Origin of the sequence: Streptomyces sediminimaris, assembly GCF_047049295.1 — a bacterium.
Taxonomy (GTDB): domain Bacteria; phylum Actinomycetota; class Actinomycetes; order Streptomycetales; family Streptomycetaceae; genus Streptomyces; species Streptomyces sediminimaris.
Genome location: NZ_JBJWOT010000001.1, coordinates 2,933,111 through 2,949,354 on the forward strand (window position 1 = coordinate 2,933,111; position 16,244 = coordinate 2,949,354).

The 16,244-nt window shown below is 71.8% G+C and carries 14 protein-coding genes; 1 reads left to right on the forward strand and 13 read right to left on the reverse strand.

The window, feature by feature from the left end:
- Positions 1-66: 66 nt before the first annotated feature.
- From ACJ9NR_RS13670 to ACJ9NR_RS13685, 4 genes are all read right to left on the reverse strand, one after another.
- Entirely contained in the window at positions 67-1,785 is a 1,719-nt protein-coding gene (locus tag ACJ9NR_RS13670; protein ID WP_412487830.1) for an LCP family protein, read from the reverse strand.
- Between the two features lie 16 nt (positions 1,786-1,801).
- Entirely contained in the window at positions 1,802-2,428 is a 627-nt protein-coding gene (gene nadD, locus ACJ9NR_RS13675; protein ID WP_412487831.1) for a nicotinate-nucleotide adenylyltransferase, read from the reverse strand.
- 71 nt (positions 2,429-2,499) lie between these two features.
- Positions 2,500-2,664 (reverse strand): hypothetical protein, encoded by a 165-nt coding sequence (locus tag ACJ9NR_RS13680; RefSeq protein ID WP_412487832.1) that lies wholly within the window; start codon positions 2,662-2,664, stop codon positions 2,500-2,502.
- Between the two features lie 106 nt (positions 2,665-2,770).
- On the reverse strand, positions 2,771-2,932 hold the full coding sequence (locus tag ACJ9NR_RS13685) for a hypothetical protein (RefSeq protein ID WP_412487833.1): 162 nt from the start codon (positions 2,930-2,932) through the stop codon (positions 2,771-2,773).
- Positions 2,933-3,060: 128 nt separating this feature from the next.
- On the opposite strand from ACJ9NR_RS13685, the gene ACJ9NR_RS13690 reads away from it, so the two are divergent.
- Positions 3,061-4,173, forward strand: coding sequence for a M48 family metallopeptidase (locus tag ACJ9NR_RS13690; RefSeq protein ID WP_412487834.1), 1,113 nt, complete (start codon positions 3,061-3,063; stop codon positions 4,171-4,173).
- A 99-nt stretch (positions 4,174-4,272) separates the two neighbouring features.
- On the opposite strand, the gene ACJ9NR_RS13695 is transcribed toward ACJ9NR_RS13690, so the two are convergent.
- The 9 genes from ACJ9NR_RS13695 to ACJ9NR_RS13735 all read right to left on the reverse strand — a co-directional run bounded on the left by ACJ9NR_RS13695 (position 4,273) and on the right by ACJ9NR_RS13735 (position 16,191).
- Positions 4,273-5,343 (reverse strand): SCO2583 family membrane protein, encoded by a 1,071-nt coding sequence (locus ACJ9NR_RS13695; protein ID WP_412487835.1) that lies wholly within the window; start codon positions 5,341-5,343, stop codon positions 4,273-4,275.
- A 146-nt stretch (positions 5,344-5,489) separates the two neighbouring features.
- A complete protein-coding gene (locus tag ACJ9NR_RS13700; protein ID WP_412487836.1) occupies positions 5,490-6,056 on the reverse strand; it encodes an SCO2584 family spore wall biosynthesis protein in 567 nt (188 codons plus the stop codon).
- A 139-nt stretch (positions 6,057-6,195) separates the two neighbouring features.
- Entirely contained in the window at positions 6,196-7,482 is a 1,287-nt protein-coding gene (locus tag ACJ9NR_RS13705) for a glutamate-5-semialdehyde dehydrogenase (protein WP_412487837.1), read from the reverse strand.
- Between the two features lie 73 nt (positions 7,483-7,555).
- Positions 7,556-8,095 (reverse strand): DUF8830 family protein, encoded by a 540-nt coding sequence (locus tag ACJ9NR_RS13710; RefSeq protein ID WP_412487838.1) that lies wholly within the window; start codon positions 8,093-8,095, stop codon positions 7,556-7,558.
- Positions 8,096-8,252: 157 nt separating this feature from the next.
- Positions 8,253-9,359, reverse strand: coding sequence for a glutamate 5-kinase (gene proB / locus ACJ9NR_RS13715; RefSeq protein WP_412487839.1), 1,107 nt, complete (start codon positions 9,357-9,359; stop codon positions 8,253-8,255).
- A 164-nt stretch (positions 9,360-9,523) separates the two neighbouring features.
- A complete protein-coding gene (locus ACJ9NR_RS13720; RefSeq protein WP_412487840.1) occupies positions 9,524-10,765 on the reverse strand; it encodes a glycosyltransferase family 2 protein in 1,242 nt (413 codons plus the stop codon).
- 239 nt (positions 10,766-11,004) lie between these two features.
- On the reverse strand, positions 11,005-13,143 hold the full coding sequence (locus ACJ9NR_RS13725) for a hypothetical protein (RefSeq protein WP_412487841.1): 2,139 nt from the start codon (positions 13,141-13,143) through the stop codon (positions 11,005-11,007).
- A gap of 170 nt (positions 13,144-13,313) precedes the next feature.
- A complete protein-coding gene (locus ACJ9NR_RS13730; protein ID WP_412487842.1) occupies positions 13,314-14,810 on the reverse strand; it encodes a D-ribitol-5-phosphate cytidylyltransferase in 1,497 nt (498 codons plus the stop codon).
- A gap of 184 nt (positions 14,811-14,994) precedes the next feature.
- Positions 14,995-16,191: a hypothetical protein gene (locus tag ACJ9NR_RS13735; RefSeq protein WP_412487843.1), complete on the reverse strand. Its 1,197-nt coding sequence runs from the start codon at positions 16,189-16,191 to the stop codon at positions 14,995-14,997.
- Positions 16,192-16,244: the final 53 nt, after the last annotated feature.

Sequence of the window (16,244 nt, forward strand, 5' to 3'; positions counted from 1 at the left end):
CACCCCACGTGATCGAGGGATCACGTGGGGCGCCCGGTGCCGAGGGGGCCCGCCGACCGGGCCGGGCTAGGACGACGACGGCTTGTAGTCCCGGCCGAGGATCACCGAGACGTCCGCGTTGGAGGTGGTGGTGCCCTTGCGCACGGAGCCGCTCGGCAGGCCCAGGGTCTTGGCGACCTCGGTGGCGTTCGCCTTGTCCTTGGCGTCGGTGTAGACGACCTCGGACCTGGCCGAGGTGGTGCTCGCGGTACCGCCTCCCAGGAAGGTGAAGCCGCCGTTGAGGAGGACCACGCGGGCCTTCTCGGTGTTGCCCTTCGCGCCGCTGGCGTTCTGGACCGAGACCCGGACCGCGGAGCCCTGCTCGGGGCTCTTGGCCGCGCCGCCGAGGACGTCCTTGACCACGCTCGCGCTGGCCTGCGCGCTCAGCGTGCCGTCGCTGCGGACGGGGAGCAGGGCGGTCTTGTAGTCGCCCCCCTTGGCGAGGTCGGCGAGCTTGGCGAGGAAGGTGCCGAGGTCCTTGTCGGTGAGCGAGGGGTCCAGGATCTGGGCCAGGGTCTGCACGGTCGTCGTCGCGGCCGCCGGGTCGGAGGACAGCTTGCGCAGCACGCCCGCCATGACCTGGCCGAACCGCTCCAGCTGGGCGTTCTGGGCCTCGCCGGGTGCGCGGTAGGTGGCGTAGGCGACGGCCGTCCTGCCGCTGAGGGTCTGGCCCTTGCCCTTGTGGACGAGGGGCTCGGCGCCCTTCTTCTTGGCGTCCGGGTCGGGCACGTCCGCGTCGGTGTCGACCTCGATGTTGCCGACCAGGTCGACCAGGTTCTGCAGATACGGGGTGTCCAGCCGCCAGGTGCCCTCGATGTCGGTGCCCAGCACGGTGTCGAGGGCGTCGCGGGTGCCGGAGGAGCCGTCGGCCTCGACCGACTTGGCGAGCGTGGTCGTGGTGCCGTCGTCGTCCGTCAGGGAGAGGGAGTTGGGCAGCAGCACGGTGGTGCCCTGCTTGGTGGTGGTGTTGTCGACGAGCAGCGCCGTGGAGGTGCCGCCGCCCTTGGTGTTGTGCAGGTGGACGACGATCACGTCGCGGTTCTGGGCGCCCGCGGCCGTGGCGGTGCCGCCCTTCCTGGAACCGGACGACGACAGGCCCGGCAGCTTGCCGGCGTACCAGAGGTAGCCGGCGCCGCCGACCGCCACCATGGCCAGCACCACGACGAGGGCGACGAGGCGGCTGCGGGCGCGGCGCTTGGCCTCCTCGCGGCGCTCGGTGCGGTTCTCGGTGAAGTTCAGCCAGTCGATGACGTCCTCGGAGTCGCCGTCGGGATCCTCGACGAAGGCGAACTGCTCGGTGCGGTAGTCCCGTTCGGGCGGCGGCGCGTCCCGCGTCCGCTCCCCCGGACCCGCCTGCTGCGGGATGTGGGCGGTCTGCTCGGCGACCCGGGGCTGCTGCCCACTGGCCGCGGCCCGCCCGTAGGGGTCGTACCCCGTGCCGGGCGCGCCGCCCTGGGGCGCACCGGTCCCGTAGGGGTCGTAGGGGTCGACGGGGGGCTGCCGGCCGGTGCCGTAGGGGTCGTACTGCTGCGGGACCTGGTGCGGAGCCTGCTGCGGGACCTGCTGCGAGCCGGTCGCGTACGGGTCGTAGCCGTAGCCCTGCTGCTGCGCGTACGGGTCGTACGGCTGCTGCGGCGCCTGCTGCCGTGTGGCCTGCCGGTAGACGGGCCGGCCGTACTCGTCGTAGCCGACCAGTTCGTACTGCTCGCCCTGGTCGCCGTAGCCCGCGTCGTATCGGTCGTTCACCGGTGCCCCTCTCGGCTCACTCGCCGCGGTACAGCTCGCGCTTGGCGATGTAGCGCACGACTCCGTCCGGCACCATGTACCAGATGGGTTCCGACTTGGCGACTCTCGCACGGCAGTCTGTGGAGGAGATGGCCAGCGCGGGAACTTCGACCAGCGAGACCCCGCCCTCGGGGAGGCCGTGGTCGGACAGGTGGTGGCCGGGGCGGGTGCAGCCGATGAAGTGCGCGAGGGAGAACAGTTCCTCGGAGTCCCGCCAGGTGAGGATCTGGCCGAGGGCGTCGGCGCCGGTGATGAAGAACAGGTCGGTGTCGGGGTTCAGCGCGTGCAGATCACGCAGCGTGTCCACGGTGTAGGTGGCGCCGCCCCGGTCGATGTCGATGCGGCTCACCGAGAACTGCGGGTTCTCGGCCGTCGCGATGACCGTCATCAGATAGCGGTCCTCGGCCGGGGAGACATGGCGGTGCGTCTTCTGCCACGGCTGGCCGGTCGGCACGAAGACCACCTCGTCGAGGTGGAACTGCGCGGCGACCTCGCTGGCCGCCACGAGGTGCCCGTGGTGGATCGGGTCGAACGTTCCGCCCATGACGCCGAGACGGCGCTTGCCGGGGTTCGACGGGCCGGTAGGCCTCTCCTGCTCTCCCATGCGTGCAGACCCTACCGGCCCGGCCTGAGAGGACCGGGCGGGCCGGTCCCCTGCGGCGGCCCGGGACGGGCTCAGCGGTCGCGGTTGAAACGGGTGGTGATCCACAGCAGGAGCAGCAGGACGAACAGGGCGCCGCCGCCGGTGAGGTAGGGGCTGAGGCTCTCGTGGTTGCCACCGCCCTCGCCTCCGGCGGCGAGGGGAACCAGCTGAGCGGCGGCGCTGTGGAAGCTCGTCATCGGCAGTACCTATCCGGTGTGGGCGGGACGAAGATGTCGGCCCATGGTAAGCGGGCGCCTTCGGGGCGATCACGCCGACTCCGCCGTCGGGAACCCCGGGCGGTCCTCAGTCGTCCTTCTGCTTGTAGCCCCGCAACAGCAACCACCCGGTCAGCGCGCATCCCACCAGCATCACGACCAGCACGATCCGGAGCAGATTCCCCGGCCCCTGGTGCGGGGACGCGCTCGCGGCCTGGACGAGCCACATGGCTGCGGCGGTGTGCTCCATGGTGCCGGACTCCTTCGGTGTAGTGCCCGTCCACGGTAACTCCGCCTAGGCTGGGCCTTGCTTCGGGGGCGCAAAGGGCCGCACAAGGGCCAGCAAAGGGCCACTCACACGCACATGGGGGACAACACATGTCCGACGACGGCCACGAGCACAACGGACACGAGCACGTACCGAGCAGGCAGCGCCGACGGTTCCCGGGGATCTCCTCGCGCGCGTACGAGCACCCCGCCGACCGCTCCGCGCTGGTGGCGCTGCGCAAGCTGAGCGGCTTCGACACGGTCTTCAAGGCGCTCAGCGGGCTGCTGCCCGAGCGCAGTCTCCGGCTGCTGTTCCTGTCCGACTCGGTGCGGGTCTCGGACCAGCAGTTCGCGCATCTCAACGACATGCTGCGGGACGCCTGTTACATCCTGGACCTGGAGAAGGTCCCGCCGATGTACGTCAACCAGGACCCGCAGCCGAACGCGATGTGCATCGGCCTGGACGAGCCGATCATCGTCGTCACCACGGGCCTCGTCGAGCTGCTCGACGAGGAGGAGATGCGGGCGGTCGTCGGGCACGAGGTGGGCCACGCCCTGTCCGGCCACGCCGTGTACCGCACCATCCTGCTGTTCCTGACCAGCCTCGCGGTCCGGGTCGCCTGGATCCCGCTGGGCAACCTCGCGATCATGGCGATCGTGACGGCGCTGCGCGAGTGGTTCCGCAAGTCGGAGCTGTCCGCGGACCGGGCCGGCCTGCTGGCCGGGCAGGACCTGCGGGCCTCGATGCGGGGCCTGATGAAGATCGCGGGCGGCAACCACCTGCACGAGATGAACGTGGACGCCTTCCTCAAGCAGGCCGAGGAGTACGAGGCGGGCGGCGACCTGCGCGACTCCGTGCTGAAGATCCTGAACGTGCTGCCGCGGACCCATCCCTTCACCACCGTGCGCGCCGCCGAGCTGAAGAAGTGGGCCGAGTCCCGCGACTACCAGCGGATCATGGACGGCCACTACCCGCGCCGTGCCGAGGACAAGGACACCTCGGTCTCGGACTCCTGGCGCGAGTCCGCGGCGAGCTACGCGAGCAACGTCAAGGGCTCCAAGGACCCGCTGATGAAGCTGGTCAGCGACATCGCCGGCGGGGCCGGCGGCCTGGGGGGCCGGGTGCGGCGCGGCTTCGACGGCTTCACGAGCTCGGCACCGCAGGAGGACCGGCCGCCGACGGACCCGCCCGGCGCGGACGCACCTCCGCGGGACGAGGACTGACGCGGGACACGGGACCGGGGCGGACCCGCGGCGCGAGGCGGGAGCTGGACGGCCGGGGCCGGAGGGAGGCCGGCGGGCGGGTGCGTCCCGCCGGCCGGCTCACACCTTCGGCTGCGCGCTGGTCGCGAGGGTGCCGCACAGGGCCGTGATGCCGCCCGTGGCGTACGGGTCCGTGCCCGCCGGGCCGCCCGCCCGGGCCGTCTGGCCGGCCAGCAGCGGGTGCAGGTGGTCGGTGGAGTCCTCGGCGCAGGACAGCGGGCCGGCCTGGACGTAGGAGAGGACGAGCCGGGCCTGGCCCAGGCGCAGGTCGTCGCGGCCGAAGCGGAAGTGCAGCTCGCGCCGGACGGTGAACAGGGATGCCTGCGCCCTGGCGTCGGAGCCGGCCGGCTTCAGCGCGTAGACGAAGGTGTGGTCCGCGGTGACCTCGAGGGTGGCGGAGTCGACCTCGGCGGCCCGGAGGGTGCCCTGCACCCGGATCCTCTGGTCGGCGAGCCGGGCGCGGGTCCGGTCGTAGCGGACCAGCCATCCGGTCGCCTCGTGCCGGCCGTCGGCCACCGGATGCCGGAAGCTCTGGTCGAACTGGTCGAGCTGGTCGCCGTCGAGCCTGACCCGTACGGCGCGGACGTCCTGACCGGAGATGACGTCGGGGTAGAGCGCGGACCGCACGATGTAGTCCTTGGCCGTGGTCAGGGCGGCCATCACCTGGCTCTCGGAGAAGTGGGCGGTGCGCCGCGCCGCCGGCAGCGGTATGCCCTCGGAGCCGATACGGAACCGGGCGGCGGGACTGTGCTCGTACAGGTACTCGGGATCGGCGGCGCCGGGCACCCTGCCCTGCGGGGCGAGCGGTATGACGGTCATCCGCAGGGGCTCGACGGGCTGCCGGGCGGACGGCGTCCGGTAGGGGTGGCGTACGCCCATGTAGATCGCGGTGCCGAAGGCCACCGCGATCAGCAGGACCAGCACCAGCGCCTGCCGGGACAGGCCGCGGCGCAGCGGCGGGCGGCGGCGTACGGCGGGCGCGTGGTCGGCCATGCGCTCCCGCGCGGAGAACTCCTGGAGGCGGGCAGCACGGACGAACGATTCGTCGAACACGACGGACCGGTACTCGTCCTCTCCGCCTGCGGGGGTGCCCTCGGGTGTCCCCTCAGGTGGGTCTCCAGGCCCTCCCATATCTTCAGGGTAGGTCTCCGGAAGCCCGGGTAAACGCCCCGCTGCGCGACAAGTTCTGACAGGTTCTCACCAGGAACGCGCCGCGTTCCGGCCAGGACGAGGGCACGCGGCGGCCACGCGCGCGCGTGCGGTGCCGCGGGCGCCGCTCAGGGGCTGCGCGGGATGACCGAGATGGCCGGCTGGGCGGTGTCGGCGGAGGCGGAGGGCGGGGCCGCGCTCCCCTGCTCCAGACCGGTCGACGCGGGCGGCGGCACCTGCTCGCGGTTGCCCGAGGCGGCGCCGCGGTAGACCGCCGTGAAGGCCAGCGCGACCATGCCTATGCCCATCACGAGGGCGAGCATCCAGGCGACGGGGCGGTGCCAGCGGACCTGTTTGCCGTAGGTCCCCGTGGTGCCGTGGCGGCCTTCGAGGACGTCGGTGTCGTCCAGGTCGTCGAAGTCGGGATCATGGCCGAAACCGGTGCGGCCGTAGCCGTTCTCGTAGCGCTCGCCGCGGCCGTGGGCGCGGCGGGTCTCCGCCTCGGAGGCCTCCGCTCTCGCCTGTGCGGCGGCCAGGAGGCGTTCCACCGCGGTGGGCTCGTGCACCGCGGCCGCCCGTACGAAGGCCTCGTCGAACACCACGGAGGCGAACTCTTCGTCCGACACTCCGCGGTCGTGGTCGTCGTCGGGCTCCCAGCCGTCAGGGAACGGCGTGCCCCCCACGTCCTCCGGCACGTATTCAGAGTAGACCTGGGGGGTCAATTTGGGCAGACCGTATGGAAATTCGTCCGCCTGCCGAGACGCCCGCCTGCGGCATGGGCGCGTACCGGGAGCGCGTGCCAGACGCATATGCGCCCCCGTCCCGCGGCTCCGGTCAGCGCCGGATGTGGCCGTCCCCGGTGACGATGTACTTGGTGCTCGTCAGCTCCGGCAGCCCCATCGGGCCGCGCGCGTGCAGCTTCTGCGTGGAGATGCCGATCTCCGCGCCGAAGCCGAACTGGCCGCCGTCGGTGAAGCGGGTCGAGGCGTTCACGGCGACCGTGGTGGAGTCGACCAGCCGGGTGAAGCGGCGGGCGGCCTGCTGGGAGGTCGTCACGATCGCCTCGGTGTGGCCCGAGCTCCACAGCCGGATGTGCTCGACGGCCTTGTCCAGCGAGTCCACCACGGCGGCGGCGATGTCGTAGGAGAGGTACTCGGTGTCCCAGTCCTCCGGGGTGGCCTCGACGACGGTGGCCGCGGAGTCCTTCGCGTACGCCAGCACGCGCGGGTCGGCGTGGACGGTCACCCCGGCCTCCGCGAGGGCGTCGAGGGCGCGCGGCAGGAACTCGGGGGCGATGTCCTGGTGGACCAGGAGGGTCTCGGCGGCGTTGCAGACGCTGACCCGCTGGGCCTTGGAGTTGATCAGGATGCCGACCGCCATGTCGAGGTCGGCCTGGGCGTCGACGTAGACGTGGCAGTTGCCGGTGCCGGTCTCGATGACCGGGACGGTGGACTCCGCGACGACCGTCTGGATCAGGGAGGCGCCGCCGCGCGGGATGAGGACGTCGACCAGGCCGCGGGCGCGCATCAGCTCGCGCACACTCTCGCGGCCCTCGCCGGGTACCAGCTGGACGGCGTCGGCGGGCAGGCCCGCGCCTCCGACGGCGTCGCGCAGGACGCGCACCAGGGCGGTGTTGGACTCGTAGGCGGAGGCGGAGCCGCGCAGCAGGACCGCGTTGCCGGACTTCAGGCAGAGCGCGGCGGCGTCGACCGTCACGTTCGGGCGGGCCTCGTAGATGATGCCGACGACGCCGAGCGGGACGCGGACCTGGCGCAGGTCGATGCCGTTCGGGAGGGTCGAGCCGCGGACCACCTCGCCGACGGGGTCGGGCAGGGCGACGACGTCCCGTACGTCGGAGGCGATGGCGCGCACCCGCTCCGGGGTGAGCGTCAGCCGGTCGACGACGGCCTCGCTGGTCCCGGCCGCGCGGGCCTTGGCGACGTCCCTGGCGTTGGCCTCGACGATCTCGCTCGTCCGGACCTCCAGGGCGTCCGCGATGGCGAGCAGCGCGTCGTCCTTCTCCGCGCGGGGCAGCGGGGCGAGGTCCGCGGCGGCGGCCTTGGCGCGGTAGGCGGCCTGCGTGACCGGGGACATGGAGTCGTACGGCGAGAGCGTGGTCATGGGGGAAGAGTAGTGCGCCGCCGGGAACCGTTCACCGGACATCCCAAACCCCGAGACACCCGCCGAAGGGGGCTCAAAAGGGGTGCACGCCCACCGGGCTCGCGGGCGGCGGGCCGTACCCCTCGGCGACGCGCTGGTGGTAGGTCTCGCGGTCGATGACCTCCAGGCCGACGATCTCCCAGGGCGGCAGCTTGGCGGTCTGGCGGTGCTCGCCCCACAGGCGCAGCGCGACGGCGGCCGCGTCGTGCAGGTCGCGGGCCTCCTCCCAGTAGCGGATCTCCGCGTGGTCGTTCGCGTAGCGGCTGGTCAGCAGGAAGGGGTGGTCGTGGGCGAGCTGTTCGAGGCCGCGCCGCACCTCCTTCAGCGGAGCCTCCTCGCCGGACACGCTGAGCGTGACGTGCCACAGGCGGGGCAGGTCGGCCGGCTCCTCGTAGCGGTCCCCGGCCGCGACGCTGGTCAGGGCGCGCCGCTCGCCGACCGCGCGGGGGGCGGTGCTCCTGGCGCCGCCCACGCCCTTCGCCCCACCGGCGCCCCCGACAGCCGTGGCACCTCCGGCACTCGTGGCGCCCCCCACGCCGCCGTGGGACGCCGTCCCAGGGCGCACTCGTCTCACGACGGCCTCCTTCACGGTCGAGCAGGGCTCGGCGGAATGTGTCCCTGAGACAAAGTTGAGCAGGCCGCAAGGGCCCGTGGGGCGGTTTTGCGGAACGTCCACCTCTGGGCGCGCCGTTTTGCGGGGCGTTCCCCCTGTTTTCGGTCCCCGGTGGGCGTCAGGGATGCAGGATCACCAAGTCGTCGCGGTGCACGACCTCGCGCTCGTAGGCCGGGCCGAGCTCGCGCGCCAGCTCCCGCGTCGAGCGTCCGAGGAGCTGGGGGATCTCCCTGGCGTCGAAGTTGACCAGCCCGCGGGCCACCGCGCGTCCCGCGCCGTCCCGCAGCTCGACCGGGTCCCCGGCGCTGAACTCGCCCTCCACGGCGGCGATCCCGGCCGGCAGCAGCGACGTGCGCCGCTCGACGACGGCCCGCACCGCCCCGTCGTCGAGGGTCAGGTGGCCCTGCGGGGTGGAGGCGTGCTGCAGCCACAGCAGCCGGTCGGCGGAGCGCTTGCCGGCGGGGTGGAAGTAGGTGCCGGTGTCCTTGCCGTGCAGCGCGTCCGCCGCGTGGACCGCGCTGGTGAGCACGACCGGGATGCCGGCGGCGGCCGCGATCCGGGCGGCCTCGACCTTGGTGACCATGCCGCCGGTGCCGACGCCGGCCCGGCCCGTGCTGCCGATGTCCACGTGCGCCAGGTCCTGCGGTCCGCGCACCTGGGCCACCCGCGAGGTGCCGGGCCTGCCGGGGTCGCCGTCGTAGACGCCGTCGACGTCCGAGAGCAGGACCAGCAGGTCGGCGTGGACGAGATGGGCGACGAGGGCGGCGAGCCGGTCGTTGTCGCCGAAGCGGATCTCGTCGGTGGCGACGGTGTCGTTCTCGTTGACGACCGGGAAGGCGCCCATCGCGAGCAGCTTGTCGAGGGTGCGGGAGGCGTTGCGGTGGTGGGCGCGGCGGCTCATGTCGTCGGAGGTGAGCAGCACCTGCCCGACGCGGACGCCGTAGCGGGCGAAGGAGGCGGTGTAGCGGGCCACGAGCAGGCCCTGGCCGACGCTGGCGGCGGCCTGCTGGCGGGCCAGGTCCCGGGGACGGCGGCGCAGTCCCAGCGGGGCGAGGCCGGCGGCGATGGCACCGGAGGAGACCAGGACGATCTCCTTCTCTCCCCCGCTGCGGCTTTTCGCCAGTACGTCGACGAGCGCGTCCACACGGTCGGCGTCGAGGCCGCCCGCGGCGGTGGTCAGCGACGAGGAGCCCACCTTGACGACGATCCTGCGGGCCTCGCTCACAGCCTGCCTTGCCCCTGCCACCTTGCTCTTCCGTCCCCTCGCGCTCGGGCGTCCCCCGCCCGGCAATCTACGCGAAGCAGACCGGCCGGCGCGCGCCGGTCCAGTCCCCGGACAGGCGGTGCGCAGGGTGGCCGGAGCGAACCCCGGCCCGGCTCCGGCCGTCGTCAGGCCGCCGCCGCGGTCCCGCCCGGCGTGCGCGTCCGCCGCGCCGCGTCACCGGACCTGAGCACCCGGCGGGCCGTGCGCACCGTGCGGCGCAGCACGGTGCCGCCCGCCGAGTGTTCGCGGTAGCCGGGGAAGCCCCGGGCCTCGCGAGGGGCGGCGAGGTACATCGTGTCGGGGACGGCGGCCGAGGTGTCGCGGAAGTACGGGTAGGCGAGGTAGAGCCGGCGGCCGCGCCTCTCCAGCACGGCGGGTGGCTGCTTCCCCGCCCTGACGAACTCGACCACTTCCTTCAGGAGTTCGGGCTCGTCCTCGGCGACCAGGTGCAGGCGCAGCCGTTCCTCGACCTTGAGGCGGCGCGCCACGCCCTCGCTCCAGAACTCCTCCATCAGCGGCTTCGCCAGCTCGAACTTGTGCCGGCGTACCGTCTCGCCGTCCCTCAGGTACTTGGCGCCGAACTGCGGCAGCAGCGTCACCAGGAAGGGCCTGACCAGCAGCGCGTCCCGGCGCGCCCCGGCGGGCACGTGCTCGGCTATGAGGTTCATCAGGGCGCGAGCCGAGTCGAAGCGCAGGGTGTAGCTCCCGCTCTTGGTCACGTGCTTGCCGTCGTCGCGGCCGACCAGGTAGTAGCAGGTGTGGTCGGCCAGCACGGAAACGCCGTCCGCCCGCAGGTACGCCTCCATCGTGAACAGCGCGTCCTCGCCGGTCCACAGCGACTCGTCGAACCGCATCCCGTGCCGCTCGAGCAGCGCGCGGCGGAACAGCTTCTGCGCGCTCAGCGTGAACTTGATGTTGGAGGAGAAGACGTCCGTGCGGTCGAACGACCTGTCCCACATCGACTGCGGCGGCTTGCGGTTGATCCCCTCGACCCGGCCGAGCACCACGTCCGTGCCGTTGCGGTCGGCCGTCGCGACCATCCGCTCCAGCGCCTCGGGCCCGAGCCGGTCGTCGGCGTCGAGGAAGAAGACGTAGCGGCCGGCGGCCTTGCCGAGACCGACGTTGCGCGGCCCGCTGGGGCCGCCGGAGTTGTCCTGCCGGATCACCGTCACCGGCATGGCGGCGCGCTCCGCGAACCGCTCCAGGTACTCCCCCGTGCCGTCGGTGGAGCCGTCGTCCACCGCGATGACCTCGACGCGTCCCGGGTCGATGGTCTGCGCCTCGACGGACGCGAGGCACTCGACGAGATACGGCATCGCTTCGTACGCACCGATGATCACACTGACATCAGGCTGCGCGTCGGTCACATTTCCCCCTCGGTCAAGGCGCACTTCCCCCTGCGCATTCGCAACCTGTCAGACGGGCGCCCACCCGAGGAGGTTGCCCCGCTGATCGACATCGGTGCGCGGCTGCGGACACCGGAAAGTACGCATCGCCGGTGGGAGTTGCTCAGCGGCCCGGCGCCCCGGACGGTAAGAAACGCGAGAGAGCCCGGCCCCGGGGAAGGGTCCCCGGGGCCGGGCTCCGTACGCGCGGGGCGGGGAGGTCAGCGCTGCTTCGTGCCGTCCGGCTCCCCGGTCGCCGACACCGGCTGCGCCGGGGACAGCTGGTCCGACAGCTCGTCCGCGCCGGCCGCGCCCGCCGCGGACCGGGACTCCTGGCCGAGGTTGCGGGTCTCGGCCTTCAGCGCCAGGTTCGCCACCGCGGAGTTGAACTGCTCGATGGAGGTGGGCTCGTCCGGGCCGAGCAGGTACTGCTTCAGCTCCTTGCGGTCCTCCGCCAGCGGGTCCTCGGCCGGGGAGCGCACCGCGGTCAGCAGCTCACCCAGTTCGCCAGCGCTGTTGGAGAGGATCACCGCGGCGCGTACGGCGGTGTTCTGCCGCTTGAACTCCTCCACGCCCAGCCCGGCGGAGTCCGTGACCGCGTACGGCTTGCCGCTCGCGATGAAGTCGGAGACCACGGAGGAGATGTCGGAGACCATCGCGTCGGAGACGTTGAAGCAGTCGTACAGCCGGGGCTCGGCGCCCGTGACGACGCGGTGCTCCCATGCGGGGAGGGAGCGCCAGTACGCGTCGTTCCACTCGCCCCTCAGCCGCGCGATCTCCTCGTGCCGGCCGAGATCGGCCACGCCGTCCCGGGTGGCCTCGGCCTCGTCGCCGCGGTCGCCCGCGGAGCCGGACAGCTCGGCGAGGCGGGCCTCGATACGGGCCAGCTCGGCCCTGGCCGCGGCCTGCGCGGCGGCGTCGACGGTGAAGCGGGAGTCGGCGGCACGCTCGGCGGCGGCCTTCTCGACCAGGGCGGTGACCCGCTGGTGGGCGACGGCGGCCTGCCTGCTGACGGTGCCGGTGAAGGGGTGCGGCTTGTACAGGACGCGGACCGGCGGGTCGGCCTTCACCAGCTTCTTCACGATGTTCTCGCCGGCCAGCACCAGCGAGGTGTTGCCCGGGTTGGCGTCCCAGCCCTCCCAGGTGGGCGCGTACAGCACCGTCGGGCAGCGTTCCTCGGCGGCTTCGTCACCGCCGCCGTCCGGCACGTCCCGCCGGCTCTCGATCGGGGCCAGCTGCGGGCGGCCGACCTCCACGATGTCCTCGTCGCGGACGCCGACGTCGGCGATGGCGTAGCGGTCGCGGCCCGCGCGGCCCGCGGTCCACACCTCGTCGTACACCTTGCTGAAGGGGTTGACGCTGGCCAGCTTGTCGCTGTCGCCGTGGCCGATGAAGACGTGCTTCATCGTGGGCACCCGCAGCAGGTGGATGTTCTTGCCGACGTTCGCCGCGTACAGCGCGACGCGCACGGTCGACAGCTCCATGTTCATCAGGTGCACGCCGCCGGGCACGCAGACGACGGGCACCGTGGTGGGCGCCAGGCTCGCCAGGATGACGCGTTCGCGCAGGATGACCAGCGGCCGGGAGTCCAGCTGCTCCATGGTCTCCAGCCACATGTTGACCTGGTAGGCCGAGTCCTTGGAGCCGGAGAAGTACAGCACCGTCTCCGGCCGGTACTCCCGCAGCCAGTCGTCGACGGCCGCGAGCACCTTCTCCGGGTTCGGCGGGGTCTTCCCGGCGCGGACGTACGGCGTCAGCGCCAGCACGTACAGACAGCCGAGGAAGAGGGTGACGCCGATGCCGATGAAGGCGGGCACGGAGGAGCCGGCCTCCGCGGAGACCAGGATGCCGATGACGGCCGCGAGGTCGAGGTGCAGCATCTTCTCGGCGGACCGGTCCAGCAGGTGGCGCGAGGGGGCGTCCGGGATGCTGATGCGGGACTTCAGGTCCACGTTGCGGGTGGCGACCGGCATCCGGCGGCGGTTGCGGATCAGCGTGACCAGGGCGCCCTGCGGGGCCTGGAGGCCGTAGAACGCGATGAAGCAGGCGACCGCGCCGTAGTAGATCAGGTTGCCCGCGAGGGACATCCGGGCCAGCAGCAGTATCAGCAGCAGCTCCCGGATCAGGAAGCGGATCGACAGGCCCGCACGGACCTTGCTGAGCCGGCTGACCAGGTAGCTGTCCTTGCGGTGCAGATAGTGGTCCGCCAGGTACGTCACGGCGGCCGCGGCCGCGAAGGCGTAGACGCTCGGGATGAGCGCGGCCAGCATGAGCGCCGGGAAACCCAGCATCATGAGCGCCGCCGCGGCCAGCTCGGCCGCGCTGCCCACTCGGGCGACGCGAATAGCGGTGGATATCACGGATAACCTGCTCTGGGAGGGGAGGAAGCCGGTTTTTTTCTGGACTGTGCGGAGTGTGCGGTAATTCGTCGGGTGTACGGATTCAGGCCCCTGCGTCGGCCCGGTCAATGCACTGCATGGACACCGGAAAGCAGAGGCCTGAATAACGGAAGACTAATTCCCGTCGATTATTACACGCCGTCCTGTCGGTCCAGCACCGAGGCCAGCGCCTGCTCGAAGCCGGAGGCCTTCGCCGCGCCCGCCGTCGGGTCCTGCTGGCGGACGTCGATGACGTGCCCGGTCAGCTCGGACAGCAGCACGTCGAGCGAGGTGCGGGCGACGGCCTCGGAGGAGAGCAGGGTGCCCGCGGGCTCCTGACCGAAAGCCTTGGTGCGCATGGGTGTCGCGGTGCGCTCGGGGTTGATACAGTTGACGCGGATGCCCTCGCCCGCCCACTCGTCGGACAGGGCCTGGGTGAGGTTCACCATGGCGGCCTTGGTCGAGGAGTAGAGGCTGTACTCGGCACGGCCGCGGGTGTAGCTGCTGGAGGTGTACAGCAGCAGCTGGCCCTTGGTCTCCGCCAGGTACTTGTACGCGGAACGGGCGATCTGCACCGGGGCCAGGTAGTTGACCTTCAGCGCCTCCTCGATGGTCGCGTTGTCGGTCTCGGCCAGCCTGCCGATGCGCAGCACGCCCGCGGTGTTGACGACGTAGTCGATCCGCCCGGTCTCCGCGTACGCCTTGGACAGCGCGTCGTCGACCTCCTCCGGGTTCTCCACGTGGGTGCCGGTGGTGGAGCGGCCGAGCGCGTACACCGTGGAGCCGTAGGACCCGGCGAGCTCGGCGATGTCCTTGCCGATGCCGTACGAGCCGCCGAAGATCACCACGGTCCTGCCGGTCAGCAGCTCGCGGTAGGCCTCCTCGCTCACCTGCTCGGGCGCGGCCGTCGAGGCGAGCTGGAACAGCTTGTCGGCGATGAAGACGTCGACGGGCTGGGTGACCTTCATGTTGTACTCGTCGCCCGCCACCACGTGGATCGGCACGTCCGGCAGGTACCGCAGGACGACCGTGCAGTCGTCCGTGGCCTGGAAGTGCGGGTCCTCGGCCGCGACCTGGTAGGCCCGGCGGATCGTGGACAGCCTGAAGGCCTGCGGGGTCTGGCCGCGGCGCAGCCGGGAGCGGTCCGGGATCTCCGTGATGAACTCGCCGTCCTCGCCGTGCGTGCGGGTGACGATGATGGTGTCCGCGGAGGGGATGGCGACGTCGACGGCCTGGTAGCGCTCCAGCGCGGCCACGCAGTCGTCGATGACGCGCTGCGAGAGCAGGGGGCGCACGGCGTCGTGGAAGAGGACTTTGAGGTCCTCGCCCTCGGCCAGGCCCTCGCCGAGTGCCTGGATGGCGCGCTCGGTGGTCTCGTTCCGGGTCGAGCCGCCCTCGATGATCTTCCTGACCTTCGTGAACCCGGCCTTGGCGACGATCTTCTCCACGTCGGGCACGTACCCCGGGGCCATCAGCACGACGACGTCGTCGATCGAGTCGGCGTTCTCGAAGGTGGTCAGGGTGTGCTCGATGACTGCCTTCCCGGCGATCTTCAGCAGCTGCTTGGGGATCGACAGACCCACCCGCTGGCCGGTGCCACCGGCCAGGATCACTGCGGTGGTACGGGGCTTGGCTATGCGCTGGGACACAGAGGACCTACCTTGGGGCGTCAGGGAACGGGGAAATGGTCCCACTTGCGGTTACCGCTGTGCAAGGTGAGCGCCCTTCACCGCATATGTACGCGCCACCTGGCATTCACCTTGCACTGCTGATGACGCCGTGACGCCCTGCGGGGATCCCGCGGAATTCCTGTGTGAGTAACTGCACAGCCGGTCAGCGCCGGCCGAGCTTCTTCAGACAGCGGTGACCGAGCACCTTCACGAGTTCCACCGAGGACGTCTGGTGGACCGTGCGCGCCTTGGCCGCGGAGCTGTGCCGCACCGGCGCCTGCGCGGCCGCGGCGAGGGCGCCGTACAGGGCCTGGGCTGCCACCTCGGGGGCGATCAGCGGCTCCTGCGGCCGCTCCTGCGCGGACTTCGGCACGGCGGACAGCAGCGCCGGGTCACCGAGCACGCGTACGCCCGTACGGGTGATGGCGTCCGCCATCTCGGCGCCGATACCGGCGGCGGCCTCGACGGCCCACCGCGGCGTCGGAATCTTTACGTCACGCGGCGTGGGACTGCACGTGTTCTTCATATGCATGACCGCGCCGTTGCGCACCAGCCGGGAATACAGCTCGTCCGGAAGGCCATTTCCGCGGAATTCCTTGTTGAGGTTCCGCAGCATTTCGGTCTCGGCGAGCGTGAGGGAGCGGTTCGCCGTGTCCGGAACGGGTTGCAGGAACTGTGCGGGCAGCCCGAGCAGCGCCTCGAAGGTGCGCATCAGCCCGCCCCGGTCCCGGTCGTCGACCACGACCACGGTGATCCGCTCCGGGCCGACCGCCCGCGCCCACCGCCCGACCAGCCGGTCGTGCCGGTGCCGGCGCCAGAAGCTGGGGTTGGGCTGCTCGTACGGGGCCTTGCGCAGCATGTGCTCCAGCCAGTCCCCGTAGCCCATCCGCAGGCCGTTCTGCACGTACTGCTGCCACTGCGAGGGCATGATCCTCGCCAGCGGGCGCAGGGTGACCAGGACGTGCACGCGGTCGCCGCCGAGCTGCTCGACGATCCGCGCGATCGTCTCGTCGTCGTCGGCGTCGGCGAAGAACTCGCTGCTGACCACGGCCGTGCGGTCACCGGCCGCGCGCACCTGCTGCACCAGCTTCGACCAGTGCTGCTCGGTGGGCGCGGCGTCGCCCATCATCGCGGGGCGGGCGACGGCGGCCAGGGCGGCCTCCATGGGGTGGCGGGTGTGCCCGGGGAACTCGACGCCGTGTGCGGGCAGCCGGTCCTTCGCGGCGAACAGCGCGCCCTGGATCGAGGTGGTCCCGGTCTTGTGCGGGCCGATGTGCAGCAGCCGGGTACCGGGGGGCAGCGGGGCGGGGAGGTCGGTGTCGTTCACCCGGGCGTCATCTCTCGTGCGGTCGGTCTCCATGGTTAAGGGATGGTAAGACTCACGCCTGAGACTTACCTGAGAAAGGCCTGGGA